The organism is Allomesorhizobium aridi (assembly GCF_043769475.1).
Taxonomy (GTDB): Bacteria; Pseudomonadota; Alphaproteobacteria; order Rhizobiales; family Rhizobiaceae; genus Allomesorhizobium.
Map to the genome: position 1 here is coordinate 36094 of NZ_CP171729.1, position 19834 is coordinate 55927.

Below are 19834 nucleotides of genomic sequence, written 5' to 3' on the forward strand. Positions count from 1 at the left end.
TTTGTCCGGCAGAATATCATCACACGAAGGCCTTGGCTGTCGGCAAAATCGCATTCTTCATTGCGATATATTCAACGCAAAGTCGATGTCTCAAAGCGGGCAGTCAGACTAGAAGGCATCGACCGCCGGGGAGTAATTGAATGGTTGGAGATGACAAGGGCGAAGGCAACGGAACAGGCCTAAGTATCGGTAAAGAAATTGATCGCAGTCTTGCCGAGATCATCACCTCACTCCTAAAACCTGGGGCGACGGAAGTGGGCAATCTGCTAGGGGACACGATTGGCCTCGCAGCAGATCGAATGCGCTGGAAACGTCAACTCAATGCCCACATTGGCCTTGGAGAGGTTCGAAAGAAGCTTGAAGCTGCTAATGTTGACATGAAAGACATCACCCCTCCGAAGGAGGAAGAACTTCATCTTCTCATTAGCGGGCTCTCTCTCAGCGACGATGAAAATGTGCGAGACATGTGGGCGGGTTTGTTCGCCAAAGCGCTTGAGCCGAACTCCCAGGTTTCCGCCGAGCGACCGTTTATAAGCGTCCTTCAAAGTCTTTCTCCGATGGATGCTAAGGTTATTGATTTTCTTGCCTTCGCGGCCCGCACGGATGAGGATTTGCAACGAAACGCAAAAAAAATTATACCTAAAGATTTCGCCAAGGTTACCGCCGAAGAGAAAGAAATTATCAAAAAACATCAAACTGAAAATGTAGGTCGCCTGAGGGCGGCTATAAAATTAATTGAAGATAGAGAAGAAAAAAATAACTTGTCGATGTTCTCGGATTCGGCGTGGGCGGAAAACTTGATGCGCCAAGGAATAATAGAACGCCCTCCGCTTCTTGACCGCAATTCGAGCTCCCTGCGAATGCACTCGTTGGATGAGCGGGAACTTTTACGCGCAATCGAGCATCTTAACAGTAAGATTCTTTACATGGAACAATCAACCAAGCGAGGCGCTGCAGCGCCGGAAAAGCTGTTTTCCAAGGAGAAGTTCGGGCCACAAATCCAGCTAGAGGTGCAACTGAGCAAGTTCGGAAGGCGTTTTGCGGAAGCCTGCGGCTTGCTTCGAGATATTGCCAAAGGACAACACGGTGGCTGATGCAGAAGGCGATTGTTTTGTCGCTTCCTACACCTTGGGGAATGCTGGCCCGGCCTGCATCATCTTCCTACCGGTGAGGAAATGCGGCCGGGTCGCGAAACTCTTGAAGTTTATCGCCAGCCAAACCCAGCGCCTTTGCTGGAAGATATGCGAAGGGCCTCAACAAGCGATTTGGGAGCGCGTTCTCGTAATCGTACGGGACGCGTTCCGGGATCGGCGTCGGCCCGCGACCGAAAACGAAATCCTCGTACCGCATAACAACCTCGTCCTCGCTTGGCTTGCGGCCAAGTTCGCGTTCGAGATCAATCGAAATGCCGCGACGGAGATCGACCGGGATATCGGCATACTCGACCGCCACATCGACAGTTGACGCGTCCGGCCGCGATCCGGCTTCGAACATGAAGCCTTCAGTGTTCGTATCCCACAGCATTCCAGGCTGCTTGACGACGATCGGCAGCAGGAGCTTGTTGACCATCGCCTGAATTTCCATCTGGTTCGGCGCTTTTTCGTTCAGCCGTTTAAACGTCTCCATTTCAGAGGCCAACACGTTCTGGAACGCGGCGATCCGCTTGGCAGCCGCTTCGCGCTCCGAACCCTCTTTGCCGACCGCCGTAATGCCGACAGCGGCCAATTGGTTTTCGGCTTGGGAAAACGCCGCCGTCAGTGTGATGCCTTCCTCCCGAGCCTTGCGCTGATCGGTCAGCGCCGTTGTCTGGAGCCCGGTCAATTCCTTGATCGCCTCTTTCGACAGACGGTCGCGGTAATCGTTCAGATCGACGCCCGCAAACTCAGTCGGGCTCATCGCAGCTTCGCGGCGCATGGCGTACAGCAAGCCGTCGTCGCTTTCGATCTCCTGCCGCTTCGCCGCCGCCTCGACATAACCCCAGGCTGATGACACGGCAGCCATGCCCGCCGCTTGACGGATTTCCATCGGCACATTGTCAGGCGTGCCGCCCTGATTGACGTAATTCCACAGTTCCGCCTTGGCGGCTTGCTCTTGCGCTTCAAGGATGGATTCCCTGACGAATTGCACCTGCTTTGGCGTAAACGGCATTGCGGCGCAAACCTGTAATTTGGCCGACAGTGGTCCACGAATGGTTGCCGCGTGACGTCACCTTAACATTTGCAAACATGCCGTAGTGCAGCCGGGGGAATATGGTTAGGTGCAGGCATGCGCGGGCAAATGGCGAGTGATTGAGATGACCGCAGGAATGAGCATTCCATATCCACCCGATGCGTTCCTCGCGGAACTCGGCCGGCTTGTGGCCCTGTCATCTCGATTGGAATTGGAATTTGACATGCTGTTTGTCAGCGAGGTCATCTTCCGTGGACGCCACAGCGGCCGCGTGGAAGAAATTCGCGCGAGCAACTTGATGGGCATGCCGCTCGACAAGCGCATTGCTTTGATCCGCAAGGTCTTCGAAGCCGATCAGGCTAAGTCCAAGCTGTCTTTCGCGGAGTTGGAACCGACCTTGAACAGGTATGCAGCCGCTAGAACGGCCCGTAACAGGTTTTCCCATGGGCAATTGACTTTGGTGATGGACAAGGAGGGGAGGATTGATCCGGAAGCGGCGCAGCTGATGTACAAGAGTTGGAAGGCCAAGGCCGCGCATGTCGCACCTGATGGTGATCCGCTCTGCTTCGCTCAGTTGCTCAGTTCCAGCGCCGGCCACATCGATCGGGACAGGTTTGCTGTATGCGCCTGGAAACAGTTCGATGACGTTCCCATCGCCGGCAATCCTCCTGCCCGTCTTGGCGCAAAGACTGCATCATCGTCGGCACCCATGTTATCGCCCCGCAGAAGCATGGCAATCGGCTTCGCGGCGAGGCCGTCGATGAAAGTCGATAGATCATTGGCACGCACCAGGCGGCGCTTTCCGATCTTGATGGAGCGCAGCCGCCCCGTGCGGATCAGTTCAAAGACTGATGTGCGACCCAGCCGCGTTTCGCGCACCAGGTCTTGGATCGACAGCAGCTTAGTATCGTTCATGTCAGTCCGCCTCGCGTTTGGATGAACACGACTGAACTGCTACGACCAATGGTTGGCATCACCGATCGCGCAAACGCGACATCCGATGTGTTTTATTTGCGACATTTTGCCAGCAAGGCAAACCAGGCGGTTTTGCCGATTTGTTGCTATATCGTTGCTATGGGGACTGGTTTTTACCGACGCAATTCAAAAATGTCGAGAATTATCAATGCTCTAGCAGGCCGTCGAAAAAGCCGCTCGCCGTCGAGTGACGATCATGATTCATTTTGTCTGAAGGATTCGGAGGATGAATCGTGCAGGGCAGCGATAGTCGGACTGGCGAACTGTTCAGATCCTATGAGGAGGTGGTTAGCGACCGGCGCGGTGGCAAAGTGAGGTCGCCAAAACATCTCACCTTGGAGGCTAAACATGCCAGTCGCAGTTCGCCAACTGGAAGCACCGACCGCTATCCGCACCCATCTTGGCGCAATTTTTGTGTCGTTGGAATTGAGCCGCTCGACATGGCTAATCACGTCGCTGTTGCCGGGTGGCGGAGAGAAGATGTCGAAGCATATGGTGGCGGCGGGCGATGTCGCCGGCCTGCTAGCGCGGTTTGCCGAGCTCAAGCGGAGGGCTGAGGCGCGAAGCGGGACATGCTTTCCGATCATCGTGATCCAGGAAGCGGGACTCGACGGCTTCTGGATCCACCGGGTACTGGAGGCCGAGGGGATCGAGAGCCACGTCGTGGATCCGGCCTCGGTCGCCACGTCGCGTCGGCGGCGGCGGGCCAACACCGACAAGATCGACGGCGAGGCGCTGGTGCGCGCACTGCTCGCCTACAAGCGAGGCGAGCCGCGCGTGTCTGCGATGCTGCGGGTTCCCACACCCGAGGAAGAGGATCGCCGCCGTATAGCACGCGAGCGCAAAGCATTGACGAATGAGCGCACACGCCACATCAATCGCCTCAAGGGGCTGCTGTTTGCACAAGGCATATCCGGCTATGAGCCGTTGCGCCGCGACCGGCGCGAGCGGCTGGAGGGACTGAAGACCGGTGACGGTCGTGCGTTGCCTGTTCATCTGAAGCGGCAGATTGGCCGCGAACTCGACCGGCTCGAGCTGCTGATCGACCAGATCAAGGTGGTAGAGGCCGAACGCGACGCCATGCTTACTGCTGAGCTGGCCGTCTCGCCCGCTCCGGCGATGCTGCTCGCTCTGAAAGGCATCGGACCGGAGTTTGCCGCCGTCTTGTGGTCGGAAGGTTTGTCCCGCCACTACGATAACCGGCGACAGCTTGCCGCCTATGCCGGCCTGGCGGCGACGCCCTGGAAGAGTGGTGCGATCGATCACGAGCAGGGGGTGTCGAAATCAGGTAATCCGAGGCTGCGAACGACGCTGGTCCAGATGGCCTGGCTGTGGGTGCGCCATCAGCCGCGCTCGGCACTCACCTTATGGTTCAAGGAGCGGGTGAAGCAGAACAACGGCCGGCTGAAAAAGACGATGATCGTGGCGCTCGCCCGCAAGCTGCTCGTGGTGCTGTGGAAATACGTCAACTCCGGCGTTGTCATCGAGGGGGCCATGACGGTCGCCTAATGCGCTACATCCACCGAATTCTGCTATCTTCCAGGACCTGATCTGTCCTGGCGGATCCAGGTGGACGAACCGGCACGTAGCGTGGCTTCAAAATGCCGTTGTCTCAGAATGGTCTCGTCCCCTGAGCCCTTGTCCGCCGCAAGCGGGATGTTGGTGCCGCTGCTTCGAACAGCGACCGTGTATAAGTTGGATCTGGCTCGGGGGAACGAGCCGCGTCATGCAATCGGGCTCAGACCATGGATACCGCAAACCAACGGACCCCAAAATGCGGAGCCTAAAAGCCTTGACACTCCTCATATAAGCTACGTGGATCTTGAGGCGCGGGTTCGGCGAAACCATCCGCTCCGCGCGATCCGGGGGTCGTAAACGAGGCGCTGGCGGCGCTGGCGGACGATTTTGCGGCGCTTTACTCGCCGATCGGGCGACCGTCGATCCCGCCGGAGAAGTTGTTGCGGGCGATGCTTCTGCAGGCGTTCTATTCGATCCGTTGGGAACGGCTTCTGATGGAGCGGCTTGAATACGATCTCCTGTTCCGCTGGTTTGTCGGCATCGGCGTCGATGATGCGGCATGGGATCACTCGGTGTTCTCGAAGAACCGGGACCGGCTGCTGGAAGGCGACATCGCGGCGAAGTTCTTAGGCGCGGTGCTGTCGTCGCTCACGCATGGCCGAGTTCCAGCACCTGGCGAACAAAGAGTTGCCCTTCGGTTGGAATATAGCTCCACTTCGTCACAAAACTGAAATTAAACACCGATATTTGCTGCCGCGATACGCCGATGGCTGACTGCGAGCGTATCCCCCAAACGTCGCGGCCGGGCCGTCGATGAGTTGAGCTCTTCTCTGACTGCCCGGAGCAAAATGACCAGTCTGCTTACTCTCTGGCGCAGCGTCTCTGCTGCATTCGCCTTCGACGGTGTCTTGTTCGGCACCTGGGCATCTCGCGTGCCCGCGGTGGTGGCCCGCTTCGATATGAGTGAGGCGGGGCTCGGAGTGCTGTTGTTGTTTCTGGGCCCGGCGCGCTGATCTCGTTCCCTATCGCGGGCCGGCTTTCCGGCAGTCAGGGCGCTTAAAGGAACAGGTATTTTGGTAATGAACATCAACTCACCGGCGACGACAGCGGCACGGCATGAGAATATCCTGGTTCGCTTGCAGGAGGACTTCGATCTTCTGCCAAACGCGCTAGCGCAGATCGCCAAGTACATCCTGGAGAATCCTGAAAAGGTGCTACACCAATCGGTCGCGGAGCTAGGCGAATTCGCGGGCAGTGGCGAAGCAAGCATTTTGCGGCTTTGCCGGCAGATCGGCTTTTCCGGCTTTCGCAATTTCAAGCTGGCACTGGCGGCGGAGATCGGCCGCCCCGGGCTTCCTTCCGCCGGCCCCGAACAGCCCGATCAAGTCTTGCAGTCACTGCACGATTCCATGGCGCAGAACCTTGCCATCGCACACAGCAATGCGGAACCCGAAACGCTTGCTAAGGTTGCTGCGGCGCTTGCGGCAAGTCGAAGGATCGATCTCTATGGAGCGGGGATGTCGGGCGTGACCGCTGAATTGCTTGCTTATAGGCTCTTGCGCGTTGGGCTTACGGCCTTGGCGTTCAGAAGTTCCAACATGGCTCACGAGGTCGCCAGCGGGCTCGGTCCGGGATGCGTGGCAATCGGCTTCTCGATTTCGGGGTTGTCGGTTGACACCGTGCAGTTCCTCAAGGCGTCGCGTTCCGCCGGGGCGGTGACGGTCGCCATCACCAACCGCCGGGCTCGCAGCCCCTTGGGTGAAACCGCAGACTTTAACCTGCAGGCGTCGAGCCTTCATGACCTCCCGATCGGTGCAATGCTGACGCCGATGGTCGGCAAGATCTTCGTCATAGAGAGCCTGATGGTGGCGCTTGGCAAGGCGATGGACAACCCGCCAAAAAAATGAAATTAAACTCCATTCTGTCATGAGGATGAAATAAAGCACCAATACAGCTGCCGCCAACCGAAAGGAACCCGGAATGGCAGCTTTGGACCTCCATATAGACAAGATCAGCAAGAGCTTTGGGGCGACGGCTGTCCTTCGCGATGTTTCCCTTAGAGTCGCCGCCGGCGAATTCGTCACCCTGCTCGGGCCTTCCGGCTGCGGCAAGTCCACGCTTCTGCGCATCATCGCGGGGCTCGAGCGTGCGGACCAGGGTCACGTGCGCGCCGGCGGCAGGGAACTGGAAAGTGTCGCGCCGAAGGATCGAGACTTGGCCTTCGTATTCCAGAGCTATGCGCTCTATCCGCACTTGAGCGTCTACGACAATATCGCAGCGCCCCTGGTCATGCGGGAACTGACCAGCCTGGAACGGGTTCCCGTGATCGGCCCTCTGCTGCCCGGAGCCGTCGAACGAAATCGCTCGATCGAGGCGCGGGTCCGGAAGACCTCTGCTCTCCTCAAGCTCGACACGCTGCTGGATCGCCGCCCGGCGGCACTCTCCGGTGGACAGCGGCAGCGCGTGGCACTTGGGCGCGCAATGGTGCGCAAGCCGAAGATCTTTCTGATGGACGAGCCACTGGCGAACCTCGACGCAGCGCTGCGCATCCACACGCGCGGCGAAATCGCGCGGCTCCACAAGGAAATGAAGACGACAACGGTGTTCGTGACCCACGACCAGGCTGAGGCGGCAGCGCTGTCGGATCGGGTTGCCGTGATGTTCGGCGGCGAAATCCGCCAGATCGCAAGTCCGGCCGATCTCTATCGCGATCCCATCGATCTGGAGGTGGCGCGATTCCTCGCGCAGCCGTTCCTGAACGAACTGGCTGTGACCGCGCCGATTGGCGGCGCGCTTCCGATCGGTGGCAGCAGGATCGTCATTCGCGATGCGGTTGGATGCCGAGAGGCCGGGACGCTGGCCTTCCGGCCCGAACATGCGGCCCTAGTCGGTCGCGACCAGCAGGGCGCTTTGCCGGTTCGCGTCATCCGCATCGAGCATACCGGGACTGATGCCCAGGTGTTTGTCGACGACGACGGCGCCGAGTTCGTCGTCCGCATTGCTGCCGAGCTCGCTCAGTCGCTGCAGGTCGGAGAGGATCTCGGACTGACGATCGACCCGGAAAAGGCCTGGTTCTTTCCCGCAAGTGGATCCCGGCACCGTCGCAACCAGATGAAGGCCGCGTGACATGGCCGCGGTTGACGACATCTCGGTCAGTCCGCAGACCACACAAATGCCGACCCGGTATCGGTCAGGGGGTGAACAGGCGAAGGCCGGCATCATTCTCGCATTGCCGGCGACGCTGTTGCTGGCGGCTCTAATGGTCGGACCTGCCATTCTCGTCCTGGTCCTGTCGTTCACGGACGCATCGCTCGGATTGGTGAGCATCCGCTTTGTCGGACTCGACAATTATGTCCGCATGCTGAGCGACCCGGGCTTTGCGATCAGCCTGCGCAACACCGCGCTCTATGTGCTCGTGGTCGTGCCGGTTTCGATCGGGTGGGGTCTGCTTGTCGCACTCCTTCTCGCACGCGCGCGCTTTGCCGCCTTTTATCGCACCGTGTACTTTCTGCCGGTCGCCGCTACCCTTGTGGCGCTCGCCACCGCCTGGGAGGCGATTCTGCATCCCAGCCTCGGCGTCGCCAACGCGCTGCTCCAGCTCCTCGGCGCATCGCCGGTCAGGTTCCTGTCCGATCCGTCTACAGCGCTCTATGCGCTAGCGGGAATCGGAATCTGGCAGCTGGTCGGCTTCAACATGATCCTGTTCCTGGCCGGGCTCTCGATCATTCCGGAGAAACTCTACGAAGCCGCGGCAATTGACGGCGCGGACAGGGGGCTGAAGCGCTTCCTGCTCGTGACCTGGCCAATGCTGGCGCCAGTGACGCTGTTCGTCACTGTGATGACGATCATCCGCGCCTTTTCGGTGTTCGAGACGGTCGCGGTCCTGACCCAAGGCGGGCCGGTCAAGTCGACCACCGTCATTCTCTACACCTTCTATGAGGAAGGTTTCCGCTTCTTCCGGGTGGGCTATGCGTCGGCGATCGCCGTTTCCTTCTTCGTCTTCGTGACCGTGCTGTCGCTCCTCCAGATGCGGTTCTCCGACCGCCGGGCCGACTCGAAAACCAGGGGCGGCCGGTCATGATCGTCGCTCAATCCGCCGCATCCCGCCTTGTCGTGCACACCGTGCTTCTCGCTGGCGCGATCGTCATGGTCTTTCCGTTTCTGTGGATGCTGCTCGCCTCCGCGACGTCGCAAAGCGAGATCTTCGACGGCAGCCTGTTTCCGACTCCGACCGTTGCCGGTGCGATCGAGAATTACGGCAGAGCCCTGACCGCGATCCCACTCTTGCGCTTCATGGCCAACGGCTTGATCGTGTGCCTTGCCATACTTGTGCTGCAGATCGCAATCGCGATCCCGTGCGGCTATGCGCTCGCCAAGCTCTCTTTTCCCGGTCGGCCACTCATGCTCGGCGCCGTCCTGTTCGGCCTTCTAGTGCCGGTGCAGATCCCGACCATCCCCATCTATATCGCAATTGCCAAGTCGGGTCTCGTCAACAGCTACGCCGCGCTGATACTGCCCTGGATCATCTCAGTCTTCGCGATCTTCCTGTTCCGGCAGTTCTTCGTAACCTTCCCGGACGAGGTGCTCGATGCGGCCCGGCTTGACGGATTCAGCGAGCTTTCAATCGCCTGGAGGATCATGCTGCCCGCCGCTTGGCCGGCGGTCGCCTCCTTCTCGATCTTCTCCGTCGTCGCCCATTGGAACGACCTCTACTGGCCGCTGGTGGTGACAACCGATCCCGACATGATGACGCCATCGCTCGGTATTGCATATTTCCGGCAATCAGGTGAGGGCGCCGGTCATGTCGGTGCACTCATGGCCGGAGGCGTTCTCGTGACCGCGCCTTTGGTCGCCGTGTTCCTGCTCATGCAGAAACACTTCATCCGGGGCTTGGTGCTCGGCAGACACTGACCCCGACTGCTTCCCATCCATCCAGAACTCAGGAGAGCAATGTGAAATCCTTTGCCTTGACCTTTGCCGCCGGCATCGTCGCCGCCGGCATAGCTGCCCCGGCAGCTCATGCGGAAACCACGCTCGATGTCCTCTATGCCTGGCCCGAGCACGAAGTGCTCCACAAGTCGGTCGCCGAACCCTTCATGGCGGAGCATCCGGATACCAAGATCAGCTTACTGGCCGCAGCACCGAGCTATGACGAAGCCGTCCAGATGTTGATCCGCCAGAGCATGGCGGGCGAGTTGCCGGACGTCTCCTTTGTCGGCTTCAACGTGCTGCGCCCGCTCATCGCCCGCGGGCTCGTTCAGCCGATCGACGAGTTCGTTGCCGCCGACCACCTGACCGAGAAGGGGTACACCGACCAGGTTCTGTCGCTGGCAAAGACCGACGGCAAGCTGTACGGCTTGCCTTTCGCCATGTCGACGCCCATCGTCTATTACAATGCCGACCTCGTGGAGCAGGCGGGCGGCGACCCGGACAAGATCCCGACCGACTGGGACAGCTTCGTGGCCCTTGCAGGCAAGATCGGCGCGCTCGGCGACGGCACGTCCGGCATGTACTACGAGGTGGGTTACGACGATTGGACGACGCAGAACCTGGTGCGCAACCTCGGCGGGCAGATGATGAACGACCAGGAGACCGACATCGCCTTCGACGGTCCGGCGGGTCAGGCTGCGGTCAAGCTGTTCAAGCGGTTCCATACAGAGGGCGCGCAGCCGGCCATCGACAACCGAGCCGCGAGGCAGCTCTTCTACGCCGGCAAGCTCGGCTTCTACTTTGCGTCCACCGGCGGCGTCAGCGGGTTCGAAAACGAAGTCGGTGAAAGGTTTACGATGCGCACCGCCCAGCAACCGCTCGGAGCCGAGAATGCAACTATGCCGACGGGTGGTATGGTCGCCGTGATCCTGACCAACGACGCGGAAAAGCGCGCCGCCGCCTGGCAGTATATCAAGTTCGCGACCGGTCCGGACGGCCAGAGCATCGTGGTGCCCAACACCGGCTATATGCCGAGCAACACCCTCGCCCTCGACGAGGATCATCTCGCCGGCTTTTACGACAAGCACCCGAACTGGTACACTAGCGTGCTGCAGACGTCGCGCGCCCGTCCGTGGTTCGCTTGGCCCGGAGACAACGGCGTCGAGATTGCCCGGGTCATCCAAGACGAAATGACCGCTATCGCGCTTGGCTCCAAGGAGCCGGAAGCGGCACTTTCCGATATGGCCTCGCAGGTTCGCGCCCTCCTGCCGAAGACCAACTGACCTTCGGCTTTGGCGGCGCCGGCACGCCGTGCGGCGCCCCTTCGTTTCCAGATCAACATGAGACCTTGCGATGAACGCTCGGTGCCACCAGCGGCGATCTGGTGGCAGCAACGTGACATCATCGGGTGCAGGGATGCGGGGCGACACGTTGCCCAGGGCCGGTCTGAGGAAGATGATCGAGCACTCCAACTCCCTGAATGCAGCATAACCCCAACCCGAAACACCACGCCGGGCGGAAGAGGCTCCGCGTGGCAAACTATCGGTAGAATAAACATGATCGAATTAGTTATTTTCGACTGCGACGGCGTTCTCGTCGACAGCGAGATGATTGCAGCCCGTGTGACCGCCGACCTGCTTGGCGAACTTGGAGCCGAGATCTCCTGCGAAGACGTTTTGACGGCTTTCGCTGGTCTCGACGCGGATGCAACTCTCAGATGTATCGAGTCGGATTACGGGATCGCTTTGCCGCAGGACTTTAATGATCGTGACGCGCGCAATCTCGAACTAGCCTTTCGGGCTGAATTACAGCCGATGGCTGGCGTGATGCTGCTTCTGCAGAAATTGGACGTCCCGTTCTGCGTCGCCTCCAACAGCAGTCACGCACGGCTGCGCCAGACCTTTTTGCTCACGGGTCTCGCACCCCTTGTGGAAGGCGGTGTCTTCAGTGCCGACGACGTGACGCGCGGAAAGCCGGCCCCGGATCTTTTCTGGCACGCCGCCGCCCGGATGGGTGATATCCCCGCTGATCGCTGCCTTGTCATCGAAGACAGTATCGTCGGCGTGACCGCCGCCCGCGTAGCCGGCATGCGGGTGATTGGATTCTGCGGCGGTAGCCATATCCGTACGGGTCACGACCTGCGCCTGCGCGCGTTGGGCGCTGAAACCGTGGTGTCGGATCATGATGCCCTCGGCGCATACCTCCCCCTTACCGGCGATGTGGCTTCCCACCGGACCGCATGACCTTCTTCCCAGCAATCCTTCCCCTCTCTTTCAGGACCCCAAAACATGGCTACACTTGCGCCTTTCTCGTTGCCTGGTCGCTTTCTGCGTGGCAATCTGCACACGCATTCCGATCGCTCGGATGGCAAACTGTCTCCCGAACAGGTGATCGCAACCTATCGCGATGCAGGGTACGACTTCCTCGCCATCACCGACCATTTTCTGGCGGTGTTCGAGTGGCCGTTGGTGGATACCCGCAGCTTTCAAAGCGAGCGCTTTACGACCCTGCTCGGCGCCGAATTGCACGCACCGCGGACCGAGATGAGCGACATCTGGCATATCGTTGCCGTGGGACTGCCGCTTGACTTCGCCCCGGCCGGCCCCGACGAAGACGGCCCCGCTTTGGCCCGCCGTGCCCGCGCAGCCGGTGCTTTCATCGGCATCGCCCATCCAGCCTGGTACAGCCTGTCGATCACCGACGCTGAAACGCTCGACGCCGCCCATGCGGTCGAAATATATAATCACGGCTGCCATCTCATGCATGACAAGGGCGAGGGGGGCTATCTTCTCGACGGCATGTTGGACAAGGGGCATCGTCTCTCGACTTATGCCTGCGACGACGCCCATTTTAAGTGTCCGGATTTTGGCGGTGGCTGGATTGAGTTGAAGGCAAATGCCAATGAGCCGGAGACAATTCTGAACGCCCTCAAAGACGGGCATTTTTACTCGACCCAGGGCCCTCGCATTGATGAGATCGCGATCGCCGCGGATGCAGTTGAGGTCGTCTGTTCCGCTGCCAAGGGTGTCCTGGTCGCCGGCCAAGGATACCTCTCGGCCTACCATTTCGGCACCGGCCTAACGCGGGTGAGCCTGCCGCTTGAATCGCTTGCGGAAAGCCCCTGGTTGCGGGTGGTCATATTTGGCGAGGACGGAAAGAGAGCATGGTCCAACCCGATCTGGAAAGACAACCTCGTCAAAGCATAACCGTAACTGGGTCATCTGCGACTCCGGGGTCGCAGGTCTTCTGAGCGTACTCCAGACGGCGCGCCCGTCCGTGGTTCACCTGACCCGGTCACAACGGCGTCGAGACCGCTCAAGTCATTCGCAACGAGACGACGGCATCGCGCTTGGCTCCAAGGCAGCGGAAGCGGGTGTCGCCGACATGGCGTCGCAGGTTCGCGCACTCCTGCCGAAGACCAACTGAGCCTCACCTCCAGGGGCGCCGTCGCCTGTGCGGCGTCCCTTGCTTTATTCGCGGTTTTTTCTCATGAAACTCATTCACCTGACCGATCTTCATTCTTCGGCTTCGATCCTGCCGAGACGTGACCCATTGCGTGCGAAGAATCATGCCTGTCCCACGTCGATCGAGAGTCCAGCGTACTCGCCAGCGCGCAGGGCTACGGCACGCTCGGCGTCGACACGAAATGACAAATTCGGTTCGGTCCCCAGAAAACACGAAGCATGGGCCTCGACGCCCAAGTGCTCGATCCGTGAGACTCGAAAGCGGTATCGCTGCAGGATGATTCCGGTCAACCAGAGATGACAGTTCGGGCCGGAACGCAATGGTGCTAGGCTCGTCGGAGCCAATGGCATCCCGGAGAACCATCGTCTGGGTTCCAATGGTCACCGCGCCGTTGACCGGCGCCCCCTATGGGGAGTGCGTTGAGAAAGGCTTAGGTCAGAAAGCGGGCAACGTCGAGGTCGACCGGATTGCGATAGAGTTCCGCCGGTGGCGCGCGACTTGGCGAATCTCGCAGCCGAACATCACCGCCACACGATCCGAAAGGGCAGTCGCTCCGCTTGATTATGGGTTTCCAAGAGCGCCGCCCCCAAGGACGAGCAATCTCACTTCGCGTATGCATGCGCAGTCCGGCGTCAAGGTTGGCGAGCAGTTCGTCCATCAGGACGATCTTTGGCTTACGCACTATCGCGCGTCCCAACGCGACGCGCTGCCGCTGTCTACCCGAGAGCGCCGCCGGGCGCCGATCAAGAAGCATTTCGAGCTTTAGCAGCACGGAGGTTTCCCGGACCCGCTCCTGCGATCGCGTGCTGGGCGTTCGGTGGTTCCGGGCAGCAGAGCGGGTGCAGCAATAATATCGTATACACTCAGATGCGAATAAAGCGTGTAGCTCCGGAACACGAAAGCCAAGTCTCGATCCTTCGGCGGCTATGTGGATGTCCAAAACTGCCATTCCGAGATCCTTTCGGCTGGCGACAGCTGTAGTGCGTGTTATTTCATTCTAATGATATTATGGAGTTTATTTCATTTTTTTGGGCAATCGCTCCATGGCTTGCCCCAAGGCCAGCATTAGGCTTTCGATCAAGAAGATCTTGCCGACCATCGGCGTCAGCATTGCACCGATCGGGAGGTCATGAAGGCTCGACGCTTGCAGGTTAAAGTCTGCGGTTTCACCCAGGGGACTGCGAGCGCGGTTGGTGATGGCGACGGTCACCGCCCCGGCGGAACGCGACGCCTTGAGGAACTGCACGGTGTCAACCGACAACCCCGAAATCGAGAAGCCGATTGCCACGCATCCCGGACCGAGCCCGTTGGCGACCTCGTGAGCCATGTTGGAACTTCTGAACGCCAAGGCCGTAAGCCCAACGCGCAAGAGCCTATAAGCAAGCAATTCAGCGGTCACGCCCGACATCCCCGCTCCATAGAGATCGATCCTTCGACTTGCCGCAAGCGCCGCAGCAACCTTAGCAAGCGTTTCGGGTTCCGCATTGCTGTGTGCGATGGCAAGGTTCCGCGCCATGGAATCGTGTAGTGACTGCAAGACTTGATCGGGCTGTTCGGGGCCGGCGGAAGGAAGCCCGGGGCGGCCGATCTCCGCCGCCAGTGCCAGCTTGAAATTGCGAAAGCCGGAAAAGCCGATCTGCCGGCAAAGCCGCAAAATGCTTGCTTCGCCACTGCCCGCGCATTCGCCTAGCTCCGCGACCGATTGGTGCAGCACCTTTTCAGGGTTCTCCAGGATGTACTTGGCAATGCGAGCAAGCGCATTCGGCAGATGATCAATGTCCTCCTGCAAGCGAGCCAGGATGCTCTCGTGCCGTGCCGCTGTCGTCGCCCGTGAATTGATGCTCATTGCCAAGATACCTGTTCCTTATGAGGCCGCAGAGGAAAAAGAGGAAAACAGAAGTCGTTTCCTAGAGACCCAAAATGCCTCGGTATGAGATGGCATAGTCGCGAGGTCCGGGGCTGGCTTCCCGCGCGTTACGTCGGTGGCCGCTTAACCGACGTAGGGCTGATGGAAGCTGTCTGCGTCTTAAGATTGCTGGTATTCTATCCAACGCAATCCGTATCATGCGCTACGCGGCGAAGTCAGAGCGAAACCCACCTACAAAAATGCACTGGTTGGAAGCTGTAAGTCCTTGGCGAGAGCTTCAAGCGGGTTAGTCAACTCGGACGCTGCAAACTGATCATCTATCTCATATGCGTATAGCGCAGCGATCAACAGATCTGAGCAACGAAGCGATGTCTCTATTCCGGACGCTTGATATATAGATTCTAGCTGATCCATTGCCACCACACTTTTGCACCCACATCTAGCGCTAGCGCGGGCTAACAATGCCCGCGCGGCGAACCAAACGTTTTTTGGGGTCAAAGCAAGGCCGATTACTTCGTACTTCCCAAGCTGAAGAACGATAGGAAGATTTCGGCCCAGCGCGCTTAAAGGCCAAGCCTCCTCCCGGGGATCAATATGTCTTAGCTCCAGCCACTCAAGTACATCCCGGCTCCAGGTAGCTGTTGAGATATCTTGCTCCCGCGGCCGCGCCCAACTTCCTTCCGCATGTAACATCAAACAGGATAGAATACTTGAGACAAGTCTCTCAAGTTGGGTGCACCCAAATGGATGTTTACGGGAGCTAATTTCGAAGTCTATGTCACTGCGCACTGTCATGAGGTGCTGCGATATAGAACCCCGTAACAAAAGTTGATAATGAGAAGCCCAGTCGAAGGAAGCACAGCACGCATCCCATGTTGTTCTGACTATATGCAGCACGGAGCGCGATCGCTCCGCCGCCGCATGGAGACCTACCTCTGTCTGGAGAGACCGGACTTTTTCGATGCTGCAGAGTACCGGACTCAAAACTGTGTGCGGTTCACTCGCTTGAACATCCCATTGTGTGTAATTATCAAACAACACGAGCATTGCCAAGGCAACACGATACTTGAGCCATTCTACGCGATTCTCGACAACTTCGCCCTCATGGGATAACAGTGCTGCCTCTACATTGTGTGTGAAAAATATAAGAAATTGCTTAAATGCGTTGTCTCCACGCATCCGGCGGAACTTAGAAGCAGTTGCGGCATAAAGAACATCAAGCGGCGACCCAAACAAATCTGTTACGAGGTGACCTACCTCCTGGGGGGAAAGGATACGTATATCGTCCTCAACAACTGGTGCCTCGCTGCCGAACGTGATGTTTTGGCATACCTCTCGTATAGCGGCTTCGGGCATGGCGAGTACCGAAATTTCTTTGAAGGCGAGTTCAAAGTTATCAAGGGGCTGCTCATCAGAGTCAGAACCGACATGGTCGCATACGAATGACAGAGCCGAATCTGGATCCCGGAATGCTCGTGCCCAGTTTAGCGCGATAGTCATTCTCGACAGCGGTGCCCAAGAGGTATTTGGATTGTCGTGGACGATTAGATCTTCCCAATCAATTGCGTAGAACTTCTTGCCGCAAATGGGAATGAGATTTCGAGGAGCTAGCCCCGCCCACTCAAGTCCTAACCGACGCAATGTCAATAGGAGGTTAGCGAGTGTTTCTCTTGACACCATACGAGCGTAATATTGCTCTTCGTGAAGAGTTTTACCAACGTAACGGCTTACCAGCCAATCCCCATTTTGTGTCTGAATCAGCTGAGGAACAATAGGAATAAGTGGACTGTTCGACAGTCGTGCTCTTGCCAGTAATGCGTTTTTGCATTCGCTGGACACGATTGCCTCTCGCGACTGTTTCGCGACAAAAATCGTTTCGCCGAAAGCGAAGAGCCGAAAGTTCTCCTGGATATCAATTAGTTCCCTATTGCATCTGAATGGATACAGATCAGGAAAACATGCGGCTTCTGTTACCGCTGCCTGCAAGGACGATGCTTTTATTGTGCGCGGCGTGAATGGCGCATTTTCTCTCCATGCTTGCAAGGCTATTCGCATATTGTTACCTAAGCTCGGGGGGCCTGTATACCGAACAGAGATTTAGCCGAGTGGGATTTGTATCGGGCGGGATTTCAATACACGCTGTATTTGCGGTATCGTTGTAGTATGTCGTCTGCCGCGCAGCATTAAAGAGAAGTTTTCGTGACCGGTATATGTGACAGCGAGGGACGCTACCATGAGGCAGGACTCGCTGTGTTGTCTATCGCCAAGTCAACATTTGTTTTCTCCGATACGTGCTGCCTGAGCCACTTACAGTGCGGTAGAGCAACCTCCCGAATTTCATGCCAGATCTCGATCCTTGTCCCTGGGTCAATTGACGTATGACCTATTGCCATCGCGGCGGCCTCATACTTGCGACCAGGGCCTAGCCCGACTCGATTATCAAGGTCGGCCAGCGTGTAACTGTCTAGGCATACCTTGCCGCGTCTGTACAGGTCGTCGCTAAAATTGCGTGTTGCCAAACTAACTAAATTGGCGAGCCTCGTACTCTCGACGGTGTCGTCACGGTACTGCTGTAGCACCATCATTAAATCATGTGGTAAAAGTACAAATGCCTGTCTGTAGAAGATGTTGCTGTTCAGGAGGCAGAACAGTTGTGTAGCCGCAAGGTCCGATGTCATGGACGCGTTCAGCGATGAGCGAGCGTCAATTGCGTCAGCGATGCCGCTCAGTCCCAAATGCTTGATCAGAAGCCATAATTTGAGCGAGTGGAAACCTCGGGAACCCAAAAACGGTGTGATTAAGCCTAGATCGAGGTTACCTGGATCATCAAACTTTTGCGGGTATCTGCAGAATGGTTTTAGTGACGAAGCATCCTTGAAAAGGACATAGCTTGATGGATACGGGACAAAAAGACCCTTATGAGGATCCAACGAGACTGAGTCCGCCTTTTCGATCCCAGAGACGAGCGCCCTGTGCCTCTCGGAGAACAGAAGGCTTCCACCATGGCAGGCATCAACATGAAGCCACAGTCTATGTTCATCGCAGATCTCGCGCAGCGAGTTGATCGAGTCAATGTTGGCAGTACGACAATTTCCCGTTACGCATACAACTGAGAATGGCTCTCGGTCAGAAGGGCAATCGCGCAGAACCTCCTGTACTGAGTGTGGGTCAGTCGTATAGTCGTTGGTTGCTTTGCACCAAAGAATATTATCTTCTCCGATGCCAAGGACGCGCGCTGCTGCAGCGAAAGAGAAGTGCTCTATTCCTTGTGCGAGAACGAATGTAGGCTTTTTTGATCGGTTCGCTAGGCCCCTTTTTGCCGCATTCGGAAAATGTTTCTGCATCGCAGCTAGGAGGGCTATATGGTTCGACATGTTCCCGCCGGTAGTCCAAAGCCCTCCTACCTGAGCCAGGGAAAAGTCAGGCCGGTTCATATCTGATGTCTGATACCCGACCAGCTGTCTGAGCCAAGAAATTAGCTGTATTTCTATCAATGATGCTGATGGCGCACTCCGGTCGACTGCGATAAGGTTTTGGTTCAAGAAGGGGATCAATAAGTCGGCTGCAATAGCACCCACACTGTTTCCAGTGTCGGGGAATGCCAGATAGCGCTTGTCATGTTGAGCTATAGCCGGGTGTACGACTTGGCGCAGCAAGGTTTGTAGCAGCTCGCTGTATGTAAGACCGTTGAGCGGGAGCGGCTCCGCGATGAGAGATTTGAGGTCTTCTAAGGCTGTGTAATTCAGGACGCCGCCAGCTCTAAGCTCGGCGCCCGATACGAACTGCAGGCCTATTTCGAGTATGTCATTAAAAAGCTGTCGCTGCTCGGAAGTGGCCGTATTTCCTATAAACGCCTTTGCATACGCGGCATCTCGAGATGAATGAAGGTTCATCTCCCTCTCCCCGACTCGGCAAAAACGTCGAACTTTTTCTCGGCGATCGCCTTGATCTCGGTACAGTTTGCCGGGAGATCCCCGGCGAAGTCGCGCAATTCCATCTTGGAATGTCCAGCACGCGACTGCAGCTTGCAGACCTTCTTCTGCAGCTCCTCAAGGTCTGACATGATCCGTTCCTCGATATCCGGTTCCATCACGCTCGTGCCACGTCGAGGCTTCGATGGCTGCGATCGCAGCGTTGACGGTTTCGTACCCGCTCGGCGAGCTCCCGGAACGTCGCGAAGCCGAACCGGCGCAGGCCGATGTGGTAGTTGCGGTGCTGCGACCGGGAGTATTGACCGCAACCGACCGGCAGTGCGATCCCGCGCGGCGAGATGCAGGACTTTATCCTGCGCCTTCGAGTTTAGGATAAGGCGAGTGTGGTCGGCCGTTGGGTCGCAGCCGACGTTTAAGATCTCCTGCGCAAGGTCCACAAGAGCGGCGAGCCTGTTTTGGTAGGGGACAATTTCGCCGAGGCCCCCCTTCCCATAGAATGCGATCTGATGCGGATTTGACATCTTGCTTTTCTTCTTCGTTCCATCGATCGTGGTGTCATCCACGAAATGGAGCTCGGACGGCGGGCTCCCGGCTTGCAACGAACGAGTTTCAAAAGTCGTGCCAATTTGGTCGACCCAGCAGAAGAAAAAACATTGTGATTGCCTTTCAGCGGATTAGCCTGAGGCAAGACAAGAGCTTGGCGAAATAGGCCGGTGTCGCGGACCCAACAAAGGCGACAGAACAGTGTCGGATGATACGGTCGTCAGACGCCAGACCCCTTCTTTACCAGTTGTCCTGTTCTGGAATCATGGCAGGCCCCTGACCGTATTGAGCCATAGGGGAGGCCTCCTGGTTGGCTCAGGGGGTCCACGTTTCTTGCTACGTGCTTCGTTACCGGGTCATTGGGCACAAAATCGCGGAAGGAATGCCGATTGCTGGGCCCCCGCACAGATCCGTACGCGCGGAATTCCCGGATTCG

General features: G+C 57.9%; 17 protein-coding genes and 2 pseudogenes. 11 read left to right on the forward strand and 8 right to left on the reverse strand.

Annotated features, from left to right (window positions below):
* The first annotated feature begins 140 nt into the window (after positions 1–140).
* Positions 141–1094, forward strand: a complete 954-nt coding sequence (locus ACG873_RS02060; protein ID WP_394890148.1) for an Abi-alpha family protein — start codon at positions 141–143, stop codon at positions 1092–1094.
* A 67-nt stretch (positions 1095–1161) separates the two neighbouring features.
* On the opposite strand, the gene ACG873_RS02065 is transcribed toward ACG873_RS02060, so the two are convergent.
* Together ACG873_RS02065 and ACG873_RS02070 are read right to left on the reverse strand one after the other, a co-directional pair.
* Positions 1162–2031: a hypothetical protein gene (locus ACG873_RS02065; protein WP_394890150.1), complete on the reverse strand. Its 870-nt coding sequence runs from the start codon at positions 2029–2031 to the stop codon at positions 1162–1164.
* 708 nt (positions 2032–2739) lie between these two features.
* The gene (locus ACG873_RS02070) at positions 2740–3084 is read right to left on the reverse strand and encodes a helix-turn-helix domain-containing protein (protein ID WP_394890152.1); all 345 of its coding nucleotides are present in this window, start codon (positions 3082–3084) and stop codon (positions 2740–2742) included.
* A gap of 408 nt (positions 3085–3492) precedes the next feature.
* On the opposite strand from ACG873_RS02070, the gene ACG873_RS02075 reads away from it, so the two are divergent.
* From ACG873_RS02075 to ACG873_RS02120, 10 genes and pseudogenes are all read left to right on the forward strand, one after another.
* Complete coding sequence (locus tag ACG873_RS02075; RefSeq protein WP_394890154.1) at positions 3493–4653, forward strand: IS110 family transposase; 1161 nt, start codon at positions 3493–3495, stop codon at positions 4651–4653.
* 297 nt (positions 4654–4950) lie between these two features.
* A pseudogene (locus ACG873_RS02080) lies at positions 4951–5306 on the forward strand (transposase); the annotation flags it as partial.
* A gap of 204 nt (positions 5307–5510) precedes the next feature.
* Positions 5511–5675: a hypothetical protein gene (locus ACG873_RS02085; protein WP_394890155.1), complete on the forward strand. Its 165-nt coding sequence runs from the start codon at positions 5511–5513 to the stop codon at positions 5673–5675.
* Between the two features lie 66 nt (positions 5676–5741).
* Positions 5742–6569, forward strand: a complete 828-nt coding sequence (locus tag ACG873_RS02090; protein ID WP_394890156.1) for a MurR/RpiR family transcriptional regulator — start codon at positions 5742–5744, stop codon at positions 6567–6569.
* A gap of 73 nt (positions 6570–6642) precedes the next feature.
* A complete protein-coding gene (locus ACG873_RS02095) occupies positions 6643–7788 on the forward strand; it encodes an ABC transporter ATP-binding protein (RefSeq protein ID WP_394890157.1) in 1146 nt (381 codons plus the stop codon).
* A 1-nt stretch (position 7789) separates the two neighbouring features.
* The gene (locus ACG873_RS02100; protein ID WP_394890159.1) at positions 7790–8743 is read left to right on the forward strand and encodes a carbohydrate ABC transporter permease; all 954 of its coding nucleotides are present in this window, start codon (positions 7790–7792) and stop codon (positions 8741–8743) included.
* Positions 8740–9573 carry a carbohydrate ABC transporter permease gene (locus ACG873_RS02105; RefSeq protein WP_394890161.1) on the forward strand — a complete coding sequence of 278 codons (834 nt, stop codon included), beginning with the start codon at positions 8740–8742 and terminating at the stop codon, positions 9571–9573. The genes ACG873_RS02100 and ACG873_RS02105 overlap by 4 nt, the downstream gene beginning before the upstream one ends.
* Before the next feature lie 41 nt (positions 9574–9614).
* The gene (locus ACG873_RS02110; protein ID WP_394890163.1) at positions 9615–10874 is read left to right on the forward strand and encodes an ABC transporter substrate-binding protein; all 1260 of its coding nucleotides are present in this window, start codon (positions 9615–9617) and stop codon (positions 10872–10874) included.
* Between the two features lie 273 nt (positions 10875–11147).
* A complete protein-coding gene (locus ACG873_RS02115; protein WP_394890165.1) occupies positions 11148–11834 on the forward strand; it encodes an HAD family hydrolase in 687 nt (228 codons plus the stop codon).
* 45 nt (positions 11835–11879) lie between these two features.
* Positions 11880–12797 (forward strand): CehA/McbA family metallohydrolase, encoded by a 918-nt coding sequence (locus ACG873_RS02120; protein WP_394890167.1) that lies wholly within the window; start codon positions 11880–11882, stop codon positions 12795–12797.
* A 689-nt stretch (positions 12798–13486) separates the two neighbouring features.
* Here the strand turns inward: ACG873_RS02120 and ACG873_RS02125 are convergent.
* The 6 genes and pseudogenes from ACG873_RS02125 to nifH all read right to left on the reverse strand — a co-directional run.
* A complete protein-coding gene (locus ACG873_RS02125) occupies positions 13487–14005 on the reverse strand; it encodes an ATP-binding cassette domain-containing protein (RefSeq protein WP_394890169.1) in 519 nt (172 codons plus the stop codon).
* 66 nt (positions 14006–14071) lie between these two features.
* On the reverse strand, positions 14072–14902 hold the full coding sequence (locus ACG873_RS02130; RefSeq protein WP_394893809.1) for a MurR/RpiR family transcriptional regulator: 831 nt from the start codon (positions 14900–14902) through the stop codon (positions 14072–14074).
* Positions 14903–15154: 252 nt separating this feature from the next.
* The gene (locus tag ACG873_RS02135; RefSeq protein WP_394890172.1) at positions 15155–16978 is read right to left on the reverse strand and encodes a hypothetical protein; all 1824 of its coding nucleotides are present in this window, start codon (positions 16976–16978) and stop codon (positions 15155–15157) included.
* Positions 16979–17151: 173 nt separating this feature from the next.
* The gene (locus ACG873_RS02140; protein ID WP_394890174.1) at positions 17152–18816 is read right to left on the reverse strand and encodes a pyridoxal phosphate-dependent decarboxylase family protein; all 1665 of its coding nucleotides are present in this window, start codon (positions 18814–18816) and stop codon (positions 17152–17154) included.
* Positions 18813–19013, reverse strand: coding sequence for a CCE_0567 family metalloprotein (locus ACG873_RS02145; RefSeq protein ID WP_394893811.1), 201 nt, complete (start codon positions 19011–19013; stop codon positions 18813–18815). The genes ACG873_RS02140 and ACG873_RS02145 overlap by 4 nt, the downstream gene beginning before the upstream one ends.
* Positions 19014–19178: 165 nt before the next feature.
* Positions 19179–19376: pseudogene (nifH, locus tag ACG873_RS02150) on the reverse strand (nitrogenase reductase); the annotation flags it as partial.
* Positions 19377–19834 lie beyond the last annotated feature (458 nt).

Coding starts and splice junctions, on each gene's coding strand:
- ACG873_RS02120 (WP_394890167.1), top strand. CDS start 11,880: ATGGCTACACTTGCGCCTTTCTCGTTGCCTGGTCGCTTTCTGCGTGGC.
- ACG873_RS02115 (WP_394890165.1), top strand. CDS start 11,148: ATGATCGAATTAGTTATTTTCGACTGCGACGGCGTTCTCGTCGACAGC.
- ACG873_RS02085 (WP_394890155.1), top strand. CDS start 5,511: ATGACCAGTCTGCTTACTCTCTGGCGCAGCGTCTCTGCTGCATTCGCC.
- ACG873_RS02060 (WP_394890148.1), top strand. CDS start 141: ATGGTTGGAGATGACAAGGGCGAAGGCAACGGAACAGGCCTAAGTATC.
- ACG873_RS02095 (WP_394890157.1), top strand. CDS start 6,643: ATGGCAGCTTTGGACCTCCATATAGACAAGATCAGCAAGAGCTTTGGG.
- ACG873_RS02145 (WP_394893811.1), bottom strand. CDS start 19,013: ATGGAACCGGATATCGAGGAACGGATCATGTCAGACCTTGAGGAGCTG.
- ACG873_RS02135 (WP_394890172.1), bottom strand. CDS start 16,978: ATGCGAATAGCCTTGCAAGCATGGAGAGAAAATGCGCCATTCACGCCG.
- ACG873_RS02070 (WP_394890152.1), bottom strand. CDS start 3,084: ATGAACGATACTAAGCTGCTGTCGATCCAAGACCTGGTGCGCGAAACG.
- ACG873_RS02100 (WP_394890159.1), top strand. CDS start 7,790: ATGGCCGCGGTTGACGACATCTCGGTCAGTCCGCAGACCACACAAATG.
- ACG873_RS02130 (WP_394893809.1), bottom strand. CDS start 14,902: ATGAGCATCAATTCACGGGCGACGACAGCGGCACGGCACGAGAGCATC.
- ACG873_RS02125 (WP_394890169.1), bottom strand. CDS start 14,005: ATGGCAGTTTTGGACATCCACATAGCCGCCGAAGGATCGAGACTTGGC.
- ACG873_RS02140 (WP_394890174.1), bottom strand. CDS start 18,816: ATGAACCTTCATTCATCTCGAGATGCCGCGTATGCAAAGGCGTTTATA.
- ACG873_RS02075 (WP_394890154.1), top strand. CDS start 3,493: ATGCCAGTCGCAGTTCGCCAACTGGAAGCACCGACCGCTATCCGCACC.
- ACG873_RS02105 (WP_394890161.1), top strand. CDS start 8,740: ATGATCGTCGCTCAATCCGCCGCATCCCGCCTTGTCGTGCACACCGTG.
- ACG873_RS02090 (WP_394890156.1), top strand. CDS start 5,742: ATGAACATCAACTCACCGGCGACGACAGCGGCACGGCATGAGAATATC.